This window comes from Hymenobacter terrigena, from assembly GCF_054776515.1.
Window position 1 is genome coordinate 1,056,314 of the sequence record NZ_BAAHBU010000002.1, and the last position, 21,430, is coordinate 1,077,743.

At 61.1% G+C, this 21,430-nt stretch carries 17 protein-coding genes and 2 tRNA genes; 11 read left to right on the top strand and 8 right to left on the bottom strand.

Going from position 1 to position 21,430, the window contains the following annotated elements; all coding sequences use genetic code 11:
* Positions 1-17: 17 nt before the first annotated feature.
* Positions 18-92 (bottom strand) — tRNA-Val (locus tag ACYU7Q_RS11280).
* A 116-nt stretch (positions 93-208) separates the two neighbouring features.
* Positions 209-283 (bottom strand) — tRNA-Val (locus ACYU7Q_RS11285).
* A gap of 253 nt (positions 284-536) precedes the next feature.
* On the opposite strand from ACYU7Q_RS11285, the gene ACYU7Q_RS11290 reads away from it, so the two are divergent.
* The gene (locus ACYU7Q_RS11290) at positions 537-1,445 is read left to right on the top strand and encodes a tellurite resistance TerB family protein (protein WP_460609522.1); all 909 of its coding nucleotides are present in this window, start codon (positions 537-539) and stop codon (positions 1,443-1,445) included.
* Between the two features lie 166 nt (positions 1,446-1,611).
* On the opposite strand, the gene ACYU7Q_RS11295 is transcribed toward ACYU7Q_RS11290, so the two are convergent.
* Both ACYU7Q_RS11295 and ACYU7Q_RS11300 read right to left on the bottom strand, forming a co-directional pair.
* Positions 1,612-2,730 (bottom strand): mechanosensitive ion channel family protein, encoded by a 1,119-nt coding sequence (locus ACYU7Q_RS11295; protein ID WP_460609523.1) that lies wholly within the window; start codon positions 2,728-2,730, stop codon positions 1,612-1,614.
* 60 nt (positions 2,731-2,790) lie between these two features.
* Positions 2,791-4,053, bottom strand: coding sequence for an ABC transporter permease (locus ACYU7Q_RS11300; RefSeq protein ID WP_460609524.1), 1,263 nt, complete (start codon positions 4,051-4,053; stop codon positions 2,791-2,793).
* A gap of 192 nt (positions 4,054-4,245) precedes the next feature.
* Between ACYU7Q_RS11300 and queA the strand changes: the two genes are divergently transcribed.
* Together queA and ACYU7Q_RS11310 are read left to right on the top strand one after the other, a co-directional pair.
* Positions 4,246-5,295, top strand: a complete 1,050-nt coding sequence (queA, locus tag ACYU7Q_RS11305; protein WP_460609887.1) for an S-adenosylmethionine:tRNA ribosyltransferase-isomerase — start codon at positions 4,246-4,248, stop codon at positions 5,293-5,295.
* A gap of 96 nt (positions 5,296-5,391) precedes the next feature.
* Positions 5,392-6,114: an IspD/TarI family cytidylyltransferase gene (locus ACYU7Q_RS11310; RefSeq protein ID WP_460609525.1), complete on the top strand. Its 723-nt coding sequence runs from the start codon at positions 5,392-5,394 to the stop codon at positions 6,112-6,114.
* A gap of 64 nt (positions 6,115-6,178) precedes the next feature.
* Here ACYU7Q_RS11310 and ACYU7Q_RS11315 read toward each other — a convergent pair whose 3' ends face one another.
* Positions 6,179-7,006, bottom strand: a complete 828-nt coding sequence (locus ACYU7Q_RS11315; RefSeq protein ID WP_460609526.1) for a hypothetical protein — start codon at positions 7,004-7,006, stop codon at positions 6,179-6,181.
* 184 nt (positions 7,007-7,190) lie between these two features.
* Between ACYU7Q_RS11315 and ACYU7Q_RS11320 the strand changes: the two genes are divergently transcribed.
* The 3 genes from ACYU7Q_RS11320 to ACYU7Q_RS11330 all read left to right on the top strand — a co-directional run bounded on the left by ACYU7Q_RS11320 (position 7,191) and on the right by ACYU7Q_RS11330 (position 9,373).
* Positions 7,191-7,805: a DUF4142 domain-containing protein gene (locus ACYU7Q_RS11320; RefSeq protein ID WP_460609527.1), complete on the top strand. Its 615-nt coding sequence runs from the start codon at positions 7,191-7,193 to the stop codon at positions 7,803-7,805.
* Between the two features lie 76 nt (positions 7,806-7,881).
* A complete protein-coding gene (locus ACYU7Q_RS11325) occupies positions 7,882-8,484 on the top strand; it encodes a DUF4142 domain-containing protein (protein ID WP_460609528.1) in 603 nt (200 codons plus the stop codon).
* A gap of 232 nt (positions 8,485-8,716) precedes the next feature.
* Complete coding sequence (locus ACYU7Q_RS11330) at positions 8,717-9,373, top strand: DUF4142 domain-containing protein (protein WP_460609529.1); 657 nt, start codon at positions 8,717-8,719, stop codon at positions 9,371-9,373.
* An 81-nt stretch (positions 9,374-9,454) separates the two neighbouring features.
* On the opposite strand, the gene ACYU7Q_RS11335 is transcribed toward ACYU7Q_RS11330, so the two are convergent.
* Both ACYU7Q_RS11335 and uvrA read right to left on the bottom strand, forming a co-directional pair.
* Positions 9,455-9,889 (bottom strand): hypothetical protein, encoded by a 435-nt coding sequence (locus ACYU7Q_RS11335; protein WP_460609530.1) that lies wholly within the window; start codon positions 9,887-9,889, stop codon positions 9,455-9,457.
* Positions 9,890-9,954: 65 nt separating this feature from the next.
* Positions 9,955-13,005, bottom strand: a complete 3,051-nt coding sequence (uvrA, locus tag ACYU7Q_RS11340; protein ID WP_460609531.1) for an excinuclease ABC subunit UvrA — start codon at positions 13,003-13,005, stop codon at positions 9,955-9,957.
* A gap of 289 nt (positions 13,006-13,294) precedes the next feature.
* Here uvrA and ACYU7Q_RS11345 point away from each other — a divergent pair, with 289 nt between their 5' ends.
* The 3 genes from ACYU7Q_RS11345 to ACYU7Q_RS11355 all read left to right on the top strand — a co-directional run bounded on the left by ACYU7Q_RS11345 (position 13,295) and on the right by ACYU7Q_RS11355 (position 15,288).
* Positions 13,295-14,038, top strand: coding sequence for a hypothetical protein (locus ACYU7Q_RS11345; protein ID WP_460609532.1), 744 nt, complete (start codon positions 13,295-13,297; stop codon positions 14,036-14,038).
* Positions 14,039-14,142: 104 nt separating this feature from the next.
* A complete protein-coding gene (locus tag ACYU7Q_RS11350; RefSeq protein ID WP_460609533.1) occupies positions 14,143-14,685 on the top strand; it encodes a hypothetical protein in 543 nt (180 codons plus the stop codon).
* Positions 14,686-14,805: 120 nt separating this feature from the next.
* On the top strand, positions 14,806-15,288 hold the full coding sequence (locus ACYU7Q_RS11355) for a hypothetical protein (protein ID WP_460609534.1): 483 nt from the start codon (positions 14,806-14,808) through the stop codon (positions 15,286-15,288).
* A gap of 62 nt (positions 15,289-15,350) precedes the next feature.
* On the opposite strand, the gene asnS is transcribed toward ACYU7Q_RS11355, so the two are convergent.
* On the bottom strand, positions 15,351-16,745 hold the full coding sequence (gene asnS, locus ACYU7Q_RS11360) for an asparagine--tRNA ligase (protein WP_460609535.1): 1,395 nt from the start codon (positions 16,743-16,745) through the stop codon (positions 15,351-15,353).
* 177 nt (positions 16,746-16,922) lie between these two features.
* Between asnS and rpoN the strand changes: the two genes are divergently transcribed.
* Positions 16,923-18,515, top strand: a complete 1,593-nt coding sequence (gene rpoN / locus ACYU7Q_RS11365) for an RNA polymerase factor sigma-54 (RefSeq protein WP_460609536.1) — start codon at positions 16,923-16,925, stop codon at positions 18,513-18,515.
* 146 nt (positions 18,516-18,661) lie between these two features.
* Positions 18,662-21,430, top strand: a complete 2,769-nt coding sequence (locus tag ACYU7Q_RS11370; RefSeq protein WP_460609537.1) for a response regulator — start codon at positions 18,662-18,664, stop codon at positions 21,428-21,430.

Below are 21,430 nucleotides of genomic sequence, written 5' to 3' on the forward strand. Positions count from 1 at the left end.
GTGGCTGTTAATCAATGTGGGAAGTAAAGGATTCGAACCTTCGACCTCTTGCGTGTGAAGCAAGCGCTCTAAACCAACTGAGCTAACCTCCCATTAAGAAAATCTGCAAGCTCTATCAGCAGTTGCAGCGGCCTTGGGGCAAACCAGGAGGCCGGCTTTAGAATAAAACAGCCACTCGGATGTCAATCCAAGTGGCTGTTTATCAGTGTGGGGGATGTAGGGTTCGAACCTACGACCCTCTGCTTGTAAGGCAGATGCTCTGAACCAGCTGAGCTAATCCCCCGGGTGGTTGTTTCCGTTTGGGATTGCAAAGATGGGGGGACTTTTTGAAAACACAAAACCTGTTGCTGCATTTGGGCGCATATTTTTTCGTTTTTTGACCTAATCTGGCAGCAACAAATTCATTTTCAGCGCAAGAAATTTTCGCTAAATTTTAGAAAAAGTCGGTTTAGCCGGCCCCAACCAAGACAAGCAACGTATTCGGGGCTGCCCCGTTAAGGGGGTGGAAACAGAATTCTCACTCAACGCTCCCCCCGATGGATACCCAACTCCTCCAGAATTATTCGGAACAAGAAAAAACCGCTTACCTGAGTGCCATTGCCAGCCTGGCCACCGCCGACCGGCAGGCCTCGGGCGCCGAAGTCCAGTTTCTGCAAGCACTGGCCCAACAGGCCGGCTTATCGGGCGGCGCCACTCAGCAAGTGCTGGCCGCCGCACAGGATGCCAGCAACCAAAGCATCCAGCAAAACCTGGACATTCTCAAAAATAGCGACCTGCGCTTTTCGCTGGTTACCGACCTCATCAGCTTCGCTCGTGCCGATGGCTCGTACGCCAACGATGAGGAGGCCATGATTAGCAAAATGGCCCAGTACCTCGGCATCAACCCCGAGCAGAAGCAAACCCTCGAAACCGTAGTAGACCAGGCTGCCACCGTTCCCCACGACCCGCAGGACCCGGCTAAAACCGGCTTCCTGAGCAGCATCGGCGACAAACTATCCAACGTGGGCATTCCCAAAGGCGCGCTCATGGCCGGCCTGCTGGGCGTGGTGGCCCCAATGGTGATTTCGAAAGTGATGAGCGGCGGCAGCCAGAGCCAAAGCGGCTACGGCGGCCAAAGCAACTCCGGCGGCGGCTTGCTGGGCGGCAGCATGGGCGGCTTGCTGGGCGGCGCGGCGCATAGCGGCATGGGCAGCCTGCTCGGCGGCTTGCTGGGCAGCGGCATGCTGGGTGGCCTGCTAGGTGGTGGCAATTCCAACGCCACGGCCAATATGCCGCAGCAGGGTTCGGCCATCGGTAGCGGTGGTTTGGGCTCGATGATGTCCATTCTGGGCGGCCTGGGTGGCCGGGCAGGTTCGCAGCCGGCCAGTGCGGGCGGCTCTGGCCTGGGCGGCTTGCTAAACGGCGGCCTGGGCGGGATGCTCGGTGGCTTATTCGGCGGCCGCTAGGACCACGGATTCGCTCGGATTAGACGGATTCCACGGATTTCGTGGATGTCTTCAAAACCCATAGTAAAAAAGGCCACCTCAACAGGTGGCCTTTTTTTAACCTTATTCTGTCAATATAGCCATCCACAAAATCCGTGGAATCCGTCAAATCCAAGCGAATCCGTGGTCAGACTTTAGCTACGGGGGCGGCCACTACGGGCGCGCCGGCGAAGGCGCCGCCGTGCTGCTCCACCACTTCGATGATGCTGTAGTTGAGGTCTTCCTTCACGTTGAGGTATTCGTCGTAGCTGGTAGTTTCCACGAAGTATTGCACGGTTACTTCCTTGCCGGCGGGCGTGAGGGCGTTGAACTTCATCTGCACGTCCTGGGTCACGAGCGGGTGGGCTTGCATGGCCGCCACGGCATCCGCAATGATGGCGTGCAGCTGGGCGCTGGTGGTTTTCTGGTCAAAGGTGAGGGTGAAGCCCACGCGGCGCGAGGTGCGTAGCGAGAGATTATCCAGGGGCTTGTCAATCATGCTTTTGTTGGGCACGGTGACGTAGCTTTTCTCGGCGGTGCGTAGGCGGGTGCTGCGGAAACCGATTTTCTCTACGGTGCCGCTCACGTCGCCGGCCGTCACGAGGTCGCCCACGCCGAAGGGCTGGTCGAGGAAGATGGTGAACGAGGCGATGAGGTTTTCGAGGCTTTCCTTGGCCGCAAAGGCCACCGCCAGCCCGCCAATGCCCAAGCCGCCGATGAGCGCCGTCACGTTCACCCCAAACACCTGCCCCAACGCCACCAGCACCGCGATGATGATGAAAAACACCTTCAGCAGGTCCTTAGCGAAGGGCAGGAACTGGTTGTCGAGGCGCGTGGGGCCGCTGGTGGTTTCGCGCAGGGCGGCCCGGCGGGCCATCACCAGCAGGGCAAAATCGACGAGGCGCAGGGCCACCCGCGCCGCCGCCACAATGAAGGCCAGCGTCAGGGTTCGCAACAGCACTACCTCGTGCCACGGCAGTTCGCCGGGGCCGGCCGTGGGGCTGTGCGGGTAGGTGAGCGTAGCGCCGGCCAGCTCCAGCGTAACGAGCAGCAGCAGCGTGGAGAGCGGCTGGATGAGCAGGTTGTGCAGTTCTTCTTCTGTGACGCCGGCGGTGTAGCGCTTGGTGAGGGAAAACAGCAGCTTGCTGAGCAGCCGCGAAAACAACCGCCGGAAAGCACTACCTACCAACAGGATAAGTATCGCAATGAGGTATTGCCCGAGGGTATTGCCCAGGATTTGGTAATCGAGAAAAGCGGGAAGCGTCATGGGTAGCGATGAATCGTAGCGCGAACGACAAAGTTCGTGCGGCGGCCGCCAATCCCTCCTCTACTTGGCCCGGATGGCAATCACGGGGTCCAGATTGGCCGCCAGCACGGCGGGCACAATGCCGGCAATGATGCCGATGCCCACCGAAATAAGCAACCCCAGCACCACCCGCGCGGCCGACATGGTGAGCGGCAGCGCATCCTGCGGAATCAGGGTCACGAGCCAGACCAGAAATATGCCGGCGGCCCCTCCAATCAGGCACAGAAATACGGCTTCAAACAGGAATTGGAATAGAATGAAGAAGTTCTTTGCTCCCAATGACTTCTGAATTCCGATGATGTTGGTGCGCTCACGCACGCTCACAAACATGATGTTGGCAATGCCGAAGCCGCCCACCAGGATGGCAAACGAGCCAATGACGCCGCCCACCAGGCCAATGACACTGAACAGCTTGCCGATAGCCGAGGCAATCATTTCGGGGCGGTTCAGGGCGAAGTTGTCTTCCTCACGGGGCTTCAGGCCACGGATATTGCGCATTACGCCACGCATTTCGTATTCCAGGTCGAGCAGGCCCACGTCCTCGTCGCGGCCCTTCACGGCGATGGTGGCGCTGGGGCCACCGCCGAAACCAGTGGTGCTGAGCGCAAACATCTTGGTAAACATCCCAAACGGGATGATGCAGTTAGCGTCGTTGCTGGAAATGGTGATGAGCTTTTTACCCTCCTTTTCCATCACGCCAATCACGGTAAAGGTCTGGCCGCGCGCCTTGAATTGCGCGCCCAGCGCATTGCCGTGCGGAAACAGGTTTTCGGCGATGGTGGCCCCGATGATGGCCACGGGCCGGGCGGCGTCCATTTCCTGCACCGTAAAGTAGCGGCCTTCCTTGATGGGCACGTTGCTCACCACCCGAAAATCGTAGCTCACGCCCTGGAGCACGCAGTCGGCCACCGAGTTGGAGCCGGCTTTTAGGGTATTGCCGCTGTTGGCGGCGAAGATGGCAATGCCTTTATTGTTCGGGCCGAGCTGCCGGCGCAGCTGCTGGTACTCGCGCGGCGTGGGCACGGGGCGCTGGAAATACTTCCACCACGGAAAGTCCGAATCGAAGGCGAAGGGCCACTTCGAGACGTAGATAATCTTGTCGCCCACAAAGTCGAGGCTGCTGCGCACGTTGGCCTCCAGCGAATCGACGATGGTGAAAACGGCGATAATGGCAAAGATGCCAACCGTGACGCCCAGCAGCGACAGGATGGTGCGCAACAGGTTGGATTTTAGGGCATCCCAGGCGAAAATAAAACTTTCGAGGGTGAGGCGCAGGTTCAACATAAGGGCGGGCGGACACGAATAAAGCTGCTTCCGGCCCCAAAAGACGGAAACCGGCGGGGAAGTTGCGTTCCTCTGTCATCCTGAGCGCAATAAGTAGGCTCCTTTTTCGCTCAAAAAAACGAAAACCAAATAAAAGCCGTACTTTTGCCTCCCCAAATTTCCGTATATTCCCCCAAATACTGCCCTATGGCGATGAAATTGCACGAGTTCAAATTTGAACTCCCTGAGGAGCTGGTGGCATTGCACCCCGCCCGCAACCGTGACGAAAGCCGCCTGATGGTGGTGCACCGCGCCACCGGCCAAATTGAGCACCGCAACTTTAAGGATATTCTCGACTATTTCAACGAGGGCGATGTAATGGTGTTTAACGACACCAAAGTTTTCCCGGCCCGTCTGTACGGCAACAAGGAAAAAACCGGCGCCAAAATCGAGGTTTTCCTGTTGCGCGAGCTGAACAAGGAGCTGCGCCTGTGGGACGTGCTGGTGGACCCCGCCCGCAAAATCCGCGTGGGCAACAAGCTCTATTTTGGCGAATCGGACATGGTGGCCGAGGTGATTGACAACACCACGTCGCGCGGCCGCACCATCAAATTCCTGTTTGATGGCACCGATGAGGAGTTCCGCAAGGCGCTCTACGAGCTGGGCGAAACTCCCATCCCGAAAGAGGTTATCAACCGCGAAACCGAGCCGGCCGATAAGGAGCGGTACCAGACCATCTACGCCGAGCACATTGGCGCGGTGGCGGCCCCTTCGGCCGGCCTGCACTTCACCCGCGAGGTGATGAAGCGCATGGAAATCAAGGGCGTGGAGCCGGCGTTTGTGACGCTGCACGTGGGCCTGGGCACCTTCCGCACGGTGGACGTGGAAGACTTGACCAAGCACAAGATGGACTCGGAGAACTTCATCGTGACGGCTCCGGCCTGCGAAGTGGTGAACAAGGCCCTTGACGCCAAGAAGAAGGTGTGCGCCGTGGGCACCACCACCATCCGCGCCATGGAGGCGTCGGTGTCGGCCAATGCCCGCATGAAGCCCACGCAGGGCTGGATTGACCGGTTCATCTTCCCGCCCCACGATTTTAAAATCGCCAACTGCCTGCTCACCAACTTCCACATGCCGGAGAGCACGCTCATCATGCTGGCGGCGGCCTTCACCGGCTACCCGCTGCTGATGGAAGCCTACAAGGAGGCCATCAAGGAGAAGTATAAGTTCTTCAGCTACGGTGACGCAATGCTGATTCTGTAGAGCGAATTGATGAATGAGTAAATGAGGGAAGGCTCGGCTGTTTGCAGCCGGGCCTTTTGCTTTGTTGAATATTTGCTTTTTACATCCCCTCTGCTCATGGCTTTGCCCCGTCCTTCCATTCACTCGTCCTCCCAGTCGCTCACGCACCGCTATGCCATCCTAGTGGCCGGCGGCAGCGGCACCCGCATGGGGGCCGACCGTCCCAAGCAGTTCCTGCTGCTGCGCGGCGAGCCCGTGCTGCTGCACACGCTGCGCCGCTTTGCCGAGCCGGCGCTGGGCGTGAGCGACATTGTGGTGGTGCTGCCGGCCGACCAGCTCGACACCTGGCAGGCGCTGTGCGCACAGTTTAGCGTGGATATTCCGCACCGGCTGGTGGCGGGCGGAGCCACGCGCTGGGCCTCGGTGAAGGCGGGTCTGGCTTCTTTGAAACCCCACGCCGAGGGCCTGGTGGCGGTGCACGATGGCGTGCGGCCGCTGGTGTCGCGGCAGGTGGTGGAGCGTACCTACGCCGCCGCCGCCACGCACGCCGCCGCTGCCGCCGCCGTGATGCCTAAGGACTCGGTGCGGCTGGTATCGGCGCACGGCTCGGCAGCGCAGAACCGCAGCCGCCTGCGCCTGATGCAAACGCCCCAGACGTTTGAAATCGACCTGCTGCGCCGCGCCTACGCCATGCCTGAATTGGCCTCCTTCACCGACGATGCGACGGTGGTGGATGACCTGTGCCGCGTGCAGCTGGTGGACGGCGACTACCGCAACCTGAAAATCACCACGCCCGAGGATTTGGTGGTGGCGGAGGCGCTGCTGGCAGCGGGGAGTTAAACGCAAAAAAGCCGCCCCTGTGAGGACGGCTTTTTTTATGAAGCTTGAAAACCAAAACCGGATACTAACGCAGGGTAATGGTGCGGGTGTGGCCATTCACGGTCACGGTGGCAACGTTGTCGCAGGCACCGCTGCCGTAGTCCAGGGTCATGGTTTTGTTGTTGGAATTGGTGATGTTAACGGTACCGGCCGTGAAGTATTTGAAGCAGGTAGAGCTCTTGATAAGCGGGTTCTGGATGGTGGTGGTGTAGCTGACGCCCTTGCGGTTGGTACCGGCGGCCATGCCGGTCACGCTGTATTCGCGCACGGTGGCAGTTGTATTGGCTGTGGGGGCAAAAGTCCAGTTGGCGGTCCAGGAGTGGGTGCCGCCGTTGTTGGCCCGGATGATGCTGGCGCTATCGACGGCTACGTTGAAGGAGCCATTGCCGAGGTCGGTGAAGGTGCGGCGGGCAATGTGCTGGTTGTAATTAACGAAGTAGTTGCGGCGGCGCACCACGGCCCCGGCAATGCGCCGGGTGACATCGGTGGTGAACTGCACCACAATCTGGCCGCTGCGGAAACGGCCATCGGCGCACAGGCAGCCGTTGTGGAAGTCGATGATGAGCGTACGGTTCTGGGCCGTGTAAGTACGCGTGACGCAGGGACCGAATTTGGCCTTGAATTCCGCTTCGGTGGTGGTGAAGCCAGCCGCGGAGTTGTCCACGTTCTGCGGCGTTGAAACCTGGTAAGCGTCGGAGCTGATGGCGGTTTCGATGTTGTCCTCGCTGCGGTCCTCGGCCGTGGTGATGTCGTCGGTGGGCGTGGCGTCGTTGTTGCGGTTGCAGCTGGTAGTGAGCAGCGCGCCGCTGGCGAGGCAGGCAAAGGCCAGGGAACGGAGAGAAAGGGTACGCATGACGGTGAGAGAATGTATATGAATGGGAATGTTGAACTGCGGTTGTGGTCGGTTGGAAGCCAAGGTACCGTGCGGGTTTAACCCGACCGTGAAAAAACTTCTCCCGGCCCGCGAAGAACCCAGTCCGGAGGGCATCGTATAGCTAGCATATAGGCCCATCTGGCTTATTATCAACTTATTTACCATGCGATCCTCCACTGTTCGTTTTCTTTTGATGTCATTGCGGCGGTTTAAATGGGCAGCCGTGGCGCTGCCGCTGCTGGCGGCCTGCTCATCGGGGGGCGGCAAGGCCGATGCCGTAGACGCGGCCATGGCCCAGAACGAAAAGAAGATTGACGCCGCCGACATTACCAAAAAGCAGGAGGCCGACGCCAAATTTCTGGTGAAAAGCACCAGCAACGCCCTGCTCGAAGTGGAGTTGGGCAAGCTGGCCCAGGCCCGCGCCACTTCGCCCACTGTGCGCAGCTACGGAGCGCGCCTGGTGCCACAGCGGCTGGAACTGCTGGGCACTCTCCGCGCCCTGGCCGCCGCCAAGGGCCTGACCGTGCCCGCCGCCCTCGGCAATGATGAGCAGGAGGCTTACCACGAGGCCAGCACCCAAGCCGGCACCCAGCTCGACAAACACCTGATGGCCTTGCTGGTAAAAGCCCAAAAGCAAGACGAGAATGCCTTCGACGATATGAGCGATGATGCGTACGACGGCGACATTCGCGGCTTCGCAGCCAAGTTCCATGACCCCGTAAAGGAGCAGCTCGATGCGGCCAAAGAAACGGCCGACGTAGCCAAAAAACTGCCGTAAGCTGTAGTGCTTCAGCAGTTTTTCATGTATGCGGATTCATTTTACCACTTCCACTTCACCAACCCATTCTCTCGCCATGAAACGCTCGTTCATCACCCTGCTAGGTGCCGCCACGCTGCTCATTGCCGCTGCCGGCTGCAACACCAATGACTCTGTGAAAGAGGCCCAAAAAGTGAACGAAGTGAAAGCCGACAGTGCCACGGCCAACACCGACATGGGCAAAGTCGAGAAAAAAAGCATGGACTACGATTCGGAATTTATGACCAAAGCGGCCAGCGGCGGCATGCTCGAAGTAGAACTGGGCAAGCAGGTGGCAGCCCGCGCCGTGACGCCAGAAGCGAAGAAATTTGCGGAGAAAATGGTATCGGACCACACCAAAGGCAATGCCGAGTTGATGGCTCTGGCCGCCAAAAAGAACATCACCCTGCCCACCGCTCTCGGCGACGACCACCAGAAAGTGCTGAAGGACGTGGTGGAAGAAAAGGGCGTGAAAATGGATAAGGAGTACATGAAGGAGATGCTGAAGGACCATCAGGAGGACGTGAAGGAATACACCGACGCATCCATCAAAGCCTCCGACCCTGACATCAAAGCCTTCGCCGCCAAAACCCTGCCGATGCTGAAAATGCACCTCGACATGGTGACCAAGATGCGCCCTACCGTGGAGGCGGCCAAGTAGCCTCCAAGCCGGTATTGGTTTCTGGCATGAGCCCGCTCCTACTTTACGGAGCGGGCTCTTTGGTTTTGTATCCCGTTCAATATATTGACAATCAACGGATGAGCTTATTCACGAAATAACTCGTGCCGCGCAACATCTTTTCCAGAGTCTTGCGTACTGCCTGTATTATTGGGCTTCTTAGTGCTTGCCTGTCTTTCCTTTTCACGTTCCAATCACCTTTCTCCTCACTCTTATGAAACGCTTCCTTCTTCCGCTGCTGGCCTCGGGCCTGCTCGCCCTCACGTCTTGCGGCCACGACACTAAAACCGCTGATACCGCCGCCACCGACAGCAACATGGCCAACACCCCCGCCGCCGGAGCCGATACGGCTGCCACCTCGGGCGCCATGGCGGGCGACAGCAGCGCTCAGGCTAGCAGCGGTACTGCCATGGGCGACGCCAACGGCCCCACCGGCCCGCATAAAGACGACAAAGAGTTTATGATGACGGCCGCCCACAGCGACCAGAACGAGATTCAGCAAAGCAAAATGGCCCTGGCCAAGGGCGTGACCGGCATGGCCAAGGAAATGGCCAACAAGATGATTGCCGACCACACCAAGTCGACGGCTGACCTGAAGAAGATTGCCGCCAAAAAGGGCATCACGTTGCCCACCGACATGGACGCCGAGCACAAAGCCATGGCCCCCGCCATGGAGAAGCTGTCGGGCAAAGCCTTCGAGGCCAAGTACCTAGCGCAGATGCAGGCCGACCACCAGAAAACGGCCAACACGATGATGGCCCACGAAAAAATGACGAAGGATGCCGACCTGAAAGCCTTCATTGGCAAGACGCTGCCCGTGGTGCAGCAGCACCTGGCCATGGCCCAGAAGGGCAACGAGATGAAAATGTAGCCCGGCAATAATCGGACGAAGCTCTTATCAAAGAAGCCGCTGCATAGTTCTGTAGCGGCTTCTTTATGCCCTTATGCCTTCCTATTTAGCGGCGCCCACGGCCACGGCTTCCCATTTCAGCTCGTAGGAATCGCAGCGCAGGGCGTTGATGTTCATCCGAAAGCGTCCCGTGGCGTTTTTGCCGGCAATCTGTCCGCCAACATCGAAGCACCACGCCGTGGCTCCCCCATTCGGCGGCTCGCAGAGGCGGCCGGCAATGGTGCCATTGGTGACGGTGAAACTGCCCTTGGTGGGGCCGGCGGCGCGCTGCCGTTCCAGTTTGCCGTCGCAGCGCCAGTAGCCATTGAAGGTGAAGTTGCTCACGGTTTTGCCGTCGGGCGCGAGCACGAAACTCAGGGAGTCGCCTTTCATGCCGTTGAGGAATTTACCCTTGAACAGCGTGCCCGGCTTGGGCGCTTTGGGTGGAGTGCCAGCCGTTAGGCCCAGCAGCAACGGGAATAGTAACAGTGTGCGCATAAGCAGAAAAGAAAGAGGCCGGAAAAATAGATTTTTCCGGCCTCTTTCGCAACTTCCCGCCTCAGCTACGCCGTCGCGTACTTGCTGGTCCGCAATTCCTCGGCCAGGAAGCGGGCGGTGTGGCCTTTGCCGGCTTTGGCTACCTGCTCGGGCGTGCCCTGGGCCACAATGGTGCCGCCGCCCGCGCCGCCCTCGGGGCCGATGTCGATGACGTGGTCGGCCACCTTAATCAGGTCGAGGTTGTGCTCGATGATGAGGACGGTGTTGCCTTTATCGGCCAGCTTCTGAAGCACGTCGGCGAGGTGGTTGATGTCCTCGAAGTGCAGGCCCGTGGTGGGCTCGTCGAGGATGTAGAAGGTCTTGCCAGTGTCCTTTTTGCTGAGCTCGGTGGCCAGCTTCACGCGCTGGGCCTCGCCGCCCGAAAGCGTGGTAGCTTGCTGGCCCAGGGTGAGGTAGCCGAGGCCCACCTCATTCAGCGTCTTGATTTTGCGCAGGATGCGGGGCTGAAATTCGAAGAACTCCACGGCCTTCTCCACCGTCATGTCGAGAATGTCGGTGATAGACTTGCCTTTGAAGCGGACTTCCAGCGTTTCGCGGTTGTAGCGGCGGCCTTTGCAGGTTTCGCAGGGCACGTGCACGTCGGGCAGGAAATTCATCTCAATGGTGCGGATGCCCGCGCCCTCACAGGTTTCGCAGCGCCCACCCTTCACGTTGAAGGAGAAGCGGCCGGGACCGTAGCCGCGGATTTTCGCCTCCGCCATCTCGCCAAACAGCTGGCGGATTTCGGTGAACACACCGGTGTAAGTGGCCGGGTTCGAGCGCGGCGTGCGGCCAATGGGCGACTGGTCCACCTCAATCACCTTGTCCACCAAGTCCAGCCCTTCGATGCTGCCGTAAGCCAGCGGTTCCTTCTTGGCGTTGAAGAAATGCTGGTTGAGAATGGGGTACAGCGTGTCGTGGATGAGCGTGGACTTGCCCGAGCCCGACACGCCAGTGACTGCCACCAGCTTGCCCAGCGGCACTTTCAGGGTCACGTTTTTGAGGTTGTTGCCCTTCGCGCCTTTCAGTACCAGCTCGGCGCCTTCGCCCTTGCGCTTCTTCTTCTGAATTTCAATGTGCTTCTGGCCGCTGAGGTACTGCGAGGTGAGCGAGCCGGAGTTGAAAATCTCCTGCGGCGTGCCCGAGGCCACGATGTGGCCGCCGTGGATGCCCGCGCCGGGGCCAATGTCGAGCACGTGGTCGGCGTGCAGAATCATGTCCTTGTCGTGCTCCACCACTATCACCGAGTTACCGATGTCGCGCAGGTGCTGCAAGGCCTTGATGAGCCGCTCGTTGTCGCGCTGATGCAGGCCGATGCTGGGCTCGTCCATGATGTAGAGCACGCCCACGAGCTGGGTACCAATCTGGGTGGCGAGGCGGATGCGCTGGCTTTCGCCGCCGCTCAGCGTGCGCACCGGGCGGTGCAGGCTCAGGTAGTCGAGGCCCACTTCGAGCAGGAAGCCAATGCGCTTGCGGATTTCCTTCAGCAGCTCGCGCGCAATCACGTTCTGGCGCTCGCTCAGCCGGTCTTCCAGCCCCACAAACCACTGGGCCAGCTCGTTCAAATCCATCACCGACAATTCGCCGATGTGCTTGCCGTCCATCTTAAAGTGCAGGCTTTCCTTTTTGAGGCGGAAGCCCTGGCACTCGGGGCAGGGCTGGGCCTGCGCGTACTGCGCAATCCACTCGCGGATGTTGTCCGACTCCGAATCCATCTGCCGGCGCAGGAAGGGAATAATGCCCTCGAACGGCTCCGAATACATGCCTTTGCCGCTGTCGGCCTCATCCTCCGAGATGCCGTGCAGCAGGCGCTTCAGCAGCTCCTCGGGCAGCTTATCAATGGGCGTGTTGAGGGTGGCCTTGTTTTTCTTTAGAATGAGCTGGAGCTGCTGGAAAATCCAGATATCGCGGTACTCGCCCAGCGGTGCAATGCCGCCCCGGCTGATGCTCAGCTTGCGGTCGGGCAGCACGGCTTCCTCGGTAATTTCCTGCACCTCGCCCAGGCCATTGCACGTCGGGCAAGCGCCGTAGGGCGAGTTGAACGAGAACGTGTTAGGCGCCGGGTCGTCGTAGGCAATGCCGGTGGCCGGGTCCATCAGGAAGCGCGAGAAGAACTGCGGCGCGGCCTTTTTGGCGTCGGGGTCGAGCACCAGCATGGTGCCTTTGCCGTGCGTGAGGGCATTCTGCACCGAGCCGGAGAGGCGAAACCGGTCCTCCTCCTTCACCAGCAGCCGGTCAATCACGATTTCGATGTCGTGAATTTTGTAGCGGTCCACCTGCATCTTGGGCGTGATGTCGAGGATTTCGCCATCAACCCGCACTTTGGTGAAGCCCAGCTTGGCAATCTTCTGGAAATCTTCGCGGTAGTGGCCTTTGCGGCCCTTCACCACGGGCGCCAGCACCACCAGCTTCTTGCCATCGAAGTGCTTGAGGATATAGTTGATAATCTGGTCATCGCTCTGCCGAATCATCTTCTTGCCGGTGGCGTAGCTGAAGGCTTCGGCCGTGCGGGCGTAGAGCAAACGCAGGAAATCGTAAATCTCCGTGATGGTGCCCACCGTGGAACGCGGATTGCGCGAGGTCGTCTTCTGCTCGATGCTGATAACCGGCGACAGGCCCTCAATCTTGTCCACGTCGGGCCGCTCCAGCCCGCCCATAAACGAGCGAGCATAGGCCGAAAACGTCTCCATGTACCGCCGCTGTCCCTCGGCATAAATGGTATCGAACGCCAGGCTCGACTTGCCCGAGCCCGAGATGCCCGTGAACACCACCAGCCGGTTGCGCGGAATCTGCACGCTCACGTTTTTCAGGTTGTGCTCGCGCGCACCGTACACCTCGATGTACTGCGCCTCCAAGTGCTGCGAGGCGTGGGTAGCATCGTGGGGGGCAGAAGGCGGCAGCGTCTCGGGGGTCTGGTGCTGGAGGGCGACCTTCAGACTGGCCGGATTGGGCTGGCTGGCGGCCGCAGCGTCCGGTTCGGTGAGGGCACCAGCCAACTGCCTTTTCAGCGTGGCAGTGGTGGTCTTAGGTGCTTTTGGGGCTTTGGCAACCGGAGAAGCAGTGGATTTTTTGGCCATTCAGAAACGCAGCGAATAAGTTCGCAAAACTACGGAAAGCGCCGCCCGATAGCTAGCCCGGGCCGCGAGATAAGACGAGGAAGGACGCCGCGTGGCGTCGGGGTATAACCCCAAACGGGGGGCATTTGTCCCCGGCAATCCTACGGAAAATAAATCGGCGTTGATTTCGGGCTATTGGGCGAATGTTTTGGGCCAACCAGCGGTTGGCAGGGCATCTTGGCATTTGCCTTGCATCTATTAAAACGGCAGCGCCGTTACGGGGCTAGCTTATTTTTTATCAACTCCTTATATGAAACCCCTCGCAAAATTTATTGGCGCGGCCTTGGTGGGCGCGTTTGCGCTGTTCGCGGCTCCGGCCGCCCAGGCCCAGGTGGGGGTGAATATTAATATTGGCACCCCGCCTTGGGGGCCGCAGGTTCCCTACGGCACGCAGTATTACTACATCCCCGAGATTGACGGTTACTACGACCTCTACAACCAGCAGTACATCGTGTACCAGGACGGCTACTGGGTGCCCCTGCCCGAGCTGTACGGCTACGACCCCTACCAGTTCCATCCCGTCATTGTGGATTACCGGGGCGCCCAGCCCTGGCTGCGGGTCGATTACTACCGCCAGCGCTACGCTTACCAGCCCTACCGCAACTACGGCCCCAGCCGCGCCGGCTACTACAACGGCGGCTATGGCTACGGCCCCAGCTACGGCCGCTCCCGCTACGACAACCGCGGCGGCTACTCCAACGGCCGCAACTACGGCGACCGGGACCGGGATGACCGCGGCGGCTACCGTGGTAACGACAACCGCGGTGGCGACCGTGACAACCGCGGCCAGTATCCCAGCGGCGGCTACAATACCCCGCGCGGCAACCCCATGCCCCAGCAACCGCAACAGGGCGGCGGGGGCTACAACCCCGGCCAGGGCCAAGGCAACCACGGCGGTTTCGGCGGCAACCAAGGCCAGCCCGGCGGTGGCCAGGGCAACAATGGCGGCTGGCGCGGCAACGGCGGTGGCGGACGCGGCCACGGCCGCGACTAAGCTGGCACTATAGCGTGTCCAACTTGTTGGTGCCAACTATAGTATAAAGCGCCCGGCCCAATTGGTGGGCCGGGCGCTTTGCTTTTTCCTTTAAAGTCTTTCTTATGAAACTCATTCCCACCGTGCTCTGTGCCGTCTTGGTTGGGGGCATGGCCCTTATGGCCGCACCGGCCGCTCAGGCCCAGGTCAATATCAATATCACCCCGCCCAGCTGGGGACCGGCCGTGCCGCAAGGCTCGCAGTATTATTACATTCCCGAAACCGATGGCTTCTACGACGTGCCGGCCCGCGAGTACTTGGTGCGGCGTGCTGGCCGCTGGGTGCGCACCCGCACTATCTCGGGCTACAACACGGCCAATTTCCATCCGGTAGTGGTTGATTATGTAGGGGCCGAGCCGTGGTCGCGCTACGACGAGTACCGCGCCCGCTACCCTCGCGGCGGCAACCCTAGCAATGGAGCGCTGCCGCCCGGTCAGGCCAAGAAAATGGGCTACCGCGCCAATCCCAGCAACGGCGGCCTGCCCCCCGGCCAGGCCAAGAAAATGCAGGGCCGCTACGATGATGACCACGGCCGAGACCGCGACGATGAACACGGCAGAGACCATGACGACGACCAAGGCAAGGGCCACGGCAAAGGCAAGCACTAAGCGCCGGCATCACGGCAACCAGGCCCAGCCCCACCGGCGGGGCTTTTTGCTGCGGTAGCCTTTGGCATCTTCCTTGTAAACAGAAGCGTAATACCCCATTATTCCACTTCGTAAAACGCCATGAAATCCCTCCCCAAAACCCTGTGCGTAGTGCTGGTCAGCGTGGTTGCGCTGGCCCTGGCCCCGGCGGCCAAAGCGCAGGTCAATGTGAACGTAGGACGGCCCGCCTGGGGGCCACCCGTACCCCAGGGCACGCAGTTCTACTACATCCCCGAAATCGACGGCTACTACGACCTGTATGCCCAGCAGTACATCGTGTTCCGCAACGGCCAGTGGGTGCCCGTGGCCGTGGTGGATGGCTACGACCCCTACCAGTTTCACCCCGTGGTGCTCGACTACCGGGGCCGCCAGCCGTGGGTGTACGTGGGCGCGCACCGCGACCGTTACCCGCGCCGCGTAGTGGTGGTGCAGCCCCGCCCCGTAATAGTGCGCCAGCGCGGCCTGCCCCCCGGCCAGGCGAAAAAGCTTTATCGGGAAGGCTACCGTGAAGGCCGGCAGGATGACCGTGGCCACGGTAATGGACGCGGCCACGGCCGTGACTAGATTCTCAAAGGCATAAAAAAACCGGCCTCTTTCGGGGCCGGTTTTTTTATGCCTTCATCAGCTTAAAACGCTGCGTTCTTGGGGTAACGCGGGAAGGGAATCACGTCGCGGATGTTGCTCATGCCCGTCACGAACAGCACGAGGCGCTCGAAGCCCAAGCCGAAGCCGGCGTGCGGCGCGGTGCCGAAGCGGCGGGTGTCGAGGTACCAGTCGAGGTCTTCGGCAGGTACGTGCATTTCGGCCATGCGGGTGGTGAGTTTGGTGTAGTCCTCCTCGCGCTGCGAGCCGCCGATGATTTCGCCGATGCCGGGAAACAGCACGTCCATGGCGCGCACGGTGCGGCCGTCGTCGTCCAGCTTCATGTAGAAAGCCTTGATTTCCTTCGGATAGTTGGTAAGAATGACGGGCTTCTTGAAGTGCTTCTCGACCAGATACCGCTCGTGCTCCGACTGCAAATCAGTGCCCCAGTCGACGGGGAATTCAAACTTCTGCTTGGCTGATTTCAGGATTTCCACGGCCTCGGTGTAGGTGAGGCGCTGAAAGGCATTGTCGACCACGAAGTTGAGGCGGCTGAGCAATTCCTTGTCGTACTGCTCGTTGAGGAAAGCCAGGTCGTCGGCGCAGTTGGCCAGCGCGTACTTCACCAGGCTTTGGAGAAAGTCCTCGGCCAGGTCCATGTTTTCTTCGAGCTCGTTGAAGGCCACTTCGGGCTCAATCATCCAGAACTCGGCCAGGTGGCGGGCGGTGTTGGAGTTTTCGGCCCGGAACGTGGGGCCGAAGGTGTAGATACTGCCCAAGGCCATGGCGGCCAGCTCACCTTCGAGCTGGCCCGACACGGTGAGGTTGGTTTGCTTGCCGAAAAAGTCCTGGGTGAAGTCTACGGAGCCATCTTCGGTGCGGGGCGGGTGCTCGGGGGGCAGCGTGGTTACGCGGAACATCTGGCCCGCGCCCTCGGCATCGGAACCGGTGATGATGGGCGTGTGAACGTAGTAGAAGCCGTGGTCGTTGAAGTACTGGTGCACAGCGAAAGCCAGGGCGTGGCGCACGCGCAGCACCGCGCCAAAGGTGTTGGTGCGGGGGCGCAGGTGCGCAATGTCGCGCAGGTGCTCCAGCGAGGTGGCTTTCTTTTGCAGCGGGTAGGCTTCGGCATCGGCCGCGCCCAGCACCGTTACTTCGGTGGCCTGGATTTCCACGGCCTGGCCTTTGCCCTGCGAAGCCACCAGCTTGCCCCGGATGGCCACGGCGGCGCCGTTGCTCACGTCTTTGAGGCTTTCCTCGGGGAAATTCCCGGCGTCGGCCACGGCTTGAATGGTGTGAATCGTGGAGCCGTCGTTGACGATGATGAACTGCACGTATTTGTTGCCGCGGCGGGAGCGAACCCAGCCTTTGACGAGAACTTCGCGGTCAAGGTCCTGGCTGGCCAGGAGTTCTTTGACGGTGGACCGTTTGAGGGACATAACTTGCGGGGAAGCGGATGAATCGGCAAAGGTAGAACCGTAACGTGGACTCTGCGAGTCCGCGTTTGAATGTTACCAGCCCCGGCGCGGACTCACAGAGGCCATGCTACACCAACTTTTCATGCCAAACTTTAGTAAAATTGACCTCCGCCCTCCGCTTTCCGTACTTTCGTTATTATGCAACGCCTCGACTTAAAACAGCTCCTTTCGCAAAAGCTTAGCCCGCAGCAGATTCAGTTTATCAAGCTGCTGCAAATCCCTACGGCGGAGCTGGAGACGCGCATCAAGGAAGAAATGGAGGTGAACCCGGCGCTGGAAGAAGACGAGCCCGATGACACCGAAGAGCTTGACCGCGACGACGATGCCGACGATGACAGCGACGACCCCGACGCCAGCCTCGACAACGACGAAAACACGCTGGATGAGGACTTTGACGACCGCAGCAGCAACGATTCGGAAATGGCCGACGAGATGCCAGAGCCGGACCTGGCGGCTAAGGAAGACTTGGCTTCGACCGACGACACGGCCCCTGACAACACCGACCTCGACCTGAGCGACTACCTCAACGACGATGAAATAGCGGGTTACAAGATGCAGGGCGACGGCCCCGGCGAGGAAGAGGAGCGCGACACGCCCCTGGCCGACACCAGCGGCTCGCTGCTGGATTCGCTGCTCGACCAGCTGCATTTTGCCGATTTGGACGAACGCCAGGAGGCCATTGGCCAGCAGCTCATCGGTTCGATTGACGGCGACGGCTACATCCGGCGCGACCTATCGGCCATTGCCAACGACTTGGCTTTTTCGCAGAACCTGGAGGTGACGGTGCCCGAGATTGAGGCCGTGCTGCGCGTGGTGCAGCAGTTCGACCCGCCCGGCATTGCGGCGCGCGACCTGCCCGAGTGCCTGCTGCTCCAGCTGGAGCGCCGGCCGCAGGACGAGAACACGGTGAACGCCGAACGCATTCTGACCGACACGTTTGAGGAGTTCAGCAAGAAGCACTACCCGCGCATTCAGCAGAAGCTGGATTTGGAGGATGATGAATTAAAAGAGGCCATCAACGTCATTCTCAAGCTGAACCCCAAGCCGGGCGGCAGTGGCCCCAGCGGCCTGGGCAAGACGCAGTACCTGATGCCCGACTTCATTCTGACCAACGATAACGGCATCTTCAACCTGACCCTGAACGCCCGCAATGCCCCCGAGCTGCGCGTGAGCCCGGCTTACACCGAGATGTTCCGCACCTACGACAAGGCGTCGAAAAAGGACGCCAAGATGAAGGAGGCTGTAACCTTCGTGAAGCAGAAGCTGGACTCGGCCAAGTGGTTTATCGACGCCATCCGGCAGCGGCAGAACACGCTGCTGCGCACCATGAACGCCATTGTGGAATTGCAGCGCGACTTCTTTGCCGAAGGCGACGAGGGCAAGCTTAAGCCAATGATTCTGAAGGATATTGCCACGCGCATCGGTATGGACATCTCGACGGTGAGCCGGGTGGCGAACTCGAAATCCATTCAGACCGAGTTTGGGATTTATCCCTTGAAATACTTCTTCTCCGAGGGCATTGCCACCGATTCGGGCGAGGATGCGTCGAGCCGCGAGGTGAAGAGCATCCTGAAAGACCTCATCGGCAAGGAGAGCAAGGAGCGGCCGCTGAGCGACGACAAACTGGAGAAAATGCTCAACGCCCGGGGCTACAACATTGCCCGCCGCACGGTGGCCAAGTACCGCGAGCAGCTGAACATTCCGGTGGCCCGGCTGCGCAAGGAGCTGTAGCAGCGCCGGCAGCAGCAACGGGCAGTGCGCAGCTTACCGACGGCGTTCGAGGCCGCGGGCTTTATCTTTGGCAGGCACACACTAAAGGCGGGTGTAAAACCGGGCCGATTCGCGCGAACAGTCCGCTCACAACCGCTCCCTGCTACTTGAAGACCGAACTTCCCACCGACCCTGCCGCGTTGCGGGAACTGCTGCTAGCCGAGCGCGCCCGCCGCGAGCAGGCCGAGGCCACGGCCGACCGCCTGCGCTTTGCCAGCCGCACTCCCAAGCTCAACCCCAACCCCGTACTGCGCCTGAGCGCCACGGGCCAGCTGCTGATGGCCAACCCCGCCGCCGGCCAGTTGGCCGAAGAAATGACGGGCACCGGCCCTTCGCGGGTACGGCCGCAGCTGTTGAACGCCGCCATCCAGGCGCTGCGCACCAACGAAATGGCGCAGCGGGAAATAATGGCCAATGAGCGCTACTACCTGCTTTTCACGGTGCCGCTGGTGGAAGAGGGCTGCGCCATGCTCTACCTCACCGACATCACGGCGCAACGTCAGGCGGAGGAGCAAATCCGACAGCAGCACACGTTTTATGAGTCCATCATGGCCCACCTGCCGGCCGTGGTCACGGTGCTCGACCCCGACCAGCGCTACCGCTACGTGAACGCCTACGCCGAGCCCGACCCCGCCCGGCGCCGGGCCCGCATCGGCCTCACTTTTGCCGACCACTGCACCAAGCACGGCCTGCCCCAGGAGCTGGCCGTGCGCCGCCACCGCCTGTTCGAGCGGGCCGTGCAAACCCGCTCTCTGGTGAATTGGGAAGAGCGCTGGCCCGATACCGGCACCGACGCTCACCGCCACTGGCTGTGCTACTACCAGCCCGTGTTCGGGCCCGAGGGGGTGCTGCGCCAGGTGATGTGCTACGGCCTCGACATCACCAACCTGCGCGAAGCCGAGGCCCGCACCCGCGAGAGCGAGGCCGCCGCCCTGGCCCAGCAGTCGTTTACCAATCTGGTGCTCGACCTCAACCCCAACCTCATCTGGGTGCGCGATGCCGAGGGCTATACCGTGTTCGAGAACGCCGAAATGCAAGCCTGGCGCCGCCTTATTGCGGAACTGGCCGGCGCGCCCAGCATGGAGGCGGGCATGAGCAAGGAGGAAATCCAGACCTCGATGATGGCCGACCAGCAGGTGCTGCGCACCGGCCAGCCGCTCACCATTCAAACGTCCATCACGCTGGCCAACGGCGAGGTGCGCTGGCTGCAAACCGTGCGCTGCCCGCTGGTGCTGGCCGACGGCACGGCCCAGGTGCTGGGCGTGAGCACCGACATCTCCGCCCTAAAAAATGCCCAGCACGCGGCCGAAGCCGCCGCCACGGCCCGCGAAAATTTCCTGGCCAACATGAGCCACGAAATCCGTACGCCGCTCAATGGCGTGCTGGGCATGACCAGCCTGCTGGCCAAAACCGGCCTCAACGAGCAGCAGCGCAACTACACGGCCGTCATTCAGCACTCGGGCCGGCACTTGCTGAACGTGGTGAACGACGTGCTCGACATGGCCAAAATCACCTCCGGCAACCTGGAGCTGGAACAAACGGCCTTCAACCTCTGCGACTCGATGGCCAGCGCCAGCCAGCCCCTGGTGATGCAGGCCGAGGAGAAGGGCATTCGGGTGGTGGGCACCATGCTGCGGGATTCCTGCCCCCACCCCTGGGTGCTGGGCGACTCCTACCGCTTGAACCAGGTGCTCATCAACCTGCTTTCCAACGCCATCAAGTTCACGCCAGCGGGCGGCACCGTGACGGTGGGCGGCTACTACGTGAGCGAAACCGAAGACACGCTCACCACCGAGTTTCGGGTGACGGATACCGGCATCGGCATTGCCGAGGACAAGCTGGAGAGCATCTTCCAGGAATTCACCCAGGCCTATGCCGATACCACCCGGCAGTTTGGCGGCACGGGGCTGGGCCTGAGCATAAGCCGGGCACTGGTGGCCCAGATGGGCGGCCAGCTCACGGTGCAGAGCGAGCCTGGCAAGGGCAGCTCCTTTGCCTTCCGCACCACCCTGCCCAAGGCCAGCCCCGAGGCCCGGCAGGCCGCCCAGGCTCCCCTGCCCCCGGTGCAGGAAGCAGCCGTGCGCGGGGCCCGGGTGCTGCTGGTGGAGGACAATGCCGTGAACCGCGAAGTGGCCCAGCTGCTGCTGGAGGCCCACGGCGTGGTGGTGGACGAGGCCGCCAGCGGCATCGAAGCCCTGGAACTATTCGAGCTAAACCGCTACGATGTTATCCTGATGGACATCCAGATGCCCGGCATGAACGGCCTGGAGGCCACGGCCCGCATCCGGGCCCACGCCGATGCGCGGCGGGCGGCTACGCCCATCCTGGCCCTCACGGCCAACGCTTTCCGGGCCGATGCCGAGAAGTACTTCGCCGCCGGCATGAACGACACGCTGCCCAAGCCCTTCGACGAAGCCGAGCTGCTAAGCAAGCTGGCCTCGCTGATGGCCGGCGTGCCAGGGCCGCTGGTGGAGGTAAAGCCCCCTGCCGCCCCGGAGCCGGTGCCGGCCGCCGCTCCTCCGAGCACTGCCCCGGCACCCGCCGCACTCTTCGACCTGGCCCTGCTGCACCAGACGGCCCACGGCAATGCCACGTTCATCAACCGCATCCTGACCTCTTTCCATACCAACACCCCCGGCAGCGTGGAGGAGCTGCACACCGCCTGGGCCTGTTCCAACTGGCACGCCGCCGCCGCCGTGGCCCACAAACTGCGGCCGTCGCTCAAGCTCATCGGTGCCGAGCAACTGGTGCCTTGGATGGAAGCTTTGGAAAGCAAAACCGGCTCCGAAGCCGAACGCCAGGAAGCCACCATGGCCCTGGCCACCGGCCTCACCGAACTGCTGGCCGCCCTGCCCACGGCAGTGCCCGCCGTCTGA

What these genes read in the sequence shown, in the direction of transcription:
- ACYU7Q_RS11345 (WP_460609532.1), top strand. Translation starts at nt 13,295, where the DNA reads ATGAAACCCCTCGCAAAATTTATTGGCGCGGCCTTGGTGGGCGCGTTT.
- ACYU7Q_RS11290 (WP_460609522.1), top strand. Translation starts at nt 537, where the DNA reads ATGGATACCCAACTCCTCCAGAATTATTCGGAACAAGAAAAAACCGCT.
- ACYU7Q_RS11300 (WP_460609524.1), bottom strand. Translation starts at nt 4,053, where the DNA reads ATGTTGAACCTGCGCCTCACCCTCGAAAGTTTTATTTTCGCCTGGGAT.
- ACYU7Q_RS11320 (WP_460609527.1), top strand. Translation starts at nt 7,191, where the DNA reads ATGCGATCCTCCACTGTTCGTTTTCTTTTGATGTCATTGCGGCGGTTT.
- queA (WP_460609887.1), top strand. Translation starts at nt 4,246, where the DNA reads ATGAAATTGCACGAGTTCAAATTTGAACTCCCTGAGGAGCTGGTGGCA.
- ACYU7Q_RS11330 (WP_460609529.1), top strand. Translation starts at nt 8,717, where the DNA reads ATGAAACGCTTCCTTCTTCCGCTGCTGGCCTCGGGCCTGCTCGCCCTC.
- ACYU7Q_RS11335 (WP_460609530.1), bottom strand. Translation starts at nt 9,889, where the DNA reads ATGCGCACACTGTTACTATTCCCGTTGCTGCTGGGCCTAACGGCTGGC.
- ACYU7Q_RS11295 (WP_460609523.1), bottom strand. Translation starts at nt 2,730, where the DNA reads ATGACGCTTCCCGCTTTTCTCGATTACCAAATCCTGGGCAATACCCTC.
- rpoN (WP_460609536.1), top strand. Translation starts at nt 16,923, where the DNA reads ATGCAACGCCTCGACTTAAAACAGCTCCTTTCGCAAAAGCTTAGCCCG.
- asnS (WP_460609535.1), bottom strand. Translation starts at nt 16,745, where the DNA reads ATGTCCCTCAAACGGTCCACCGTCAAAGAACTCCTGGCCAGCCAGGAC.
- ACYU7Q_RS11315 (WP_460609526.1), bottom strand. Translation starts at nt 7,006, where the DNA reads ATGCGTACCCTTTCTCTCCGTTCCCTGGCCTTTGCCTGCCTCGCCAGC.
- ACYU7Q_RS11325 (WP_460609528.1), top strand. Translation starts at nt 7,882, where the DNA reads ATGAAACGCTCGTTCATCACCCTGCTAGGTGCCGCCACGCTGCTCATT.
- ACYU7Q_RS11350 (WP_460609533.1), top strand. Translation starts at nt 14,143, where the DNA reads ATGAAACTCATTCCCACCGTGCTCTGTGCCGTCTTGGTTGGGGGCATG.
- ACYU7Q_RS11355 (WP_460609534.1), top strand. Translation starts at nt 14,806, where the DNA reads ATGAAATCCCTCCCCAAAACCCTGTGCGTAGTGCTGGTCAGCGTGGTT.
- ACYU7Q_RS11310 (WP_460609525.1), top strand. Translation starts at nt 5,392, where the DNA reads ATGGCTTTGCCCCGTCCTTCCATTCACTCGTCCTCCCAGTCGCTCACG.
- uvrA (WP_460609531.1), bottom strand. Translation starts at nt 13,005, where the DNA reads ATGGCCAAAAAATCCACTGCTTCTCCGGTTGCCAAAGCCCCAAAAGCA.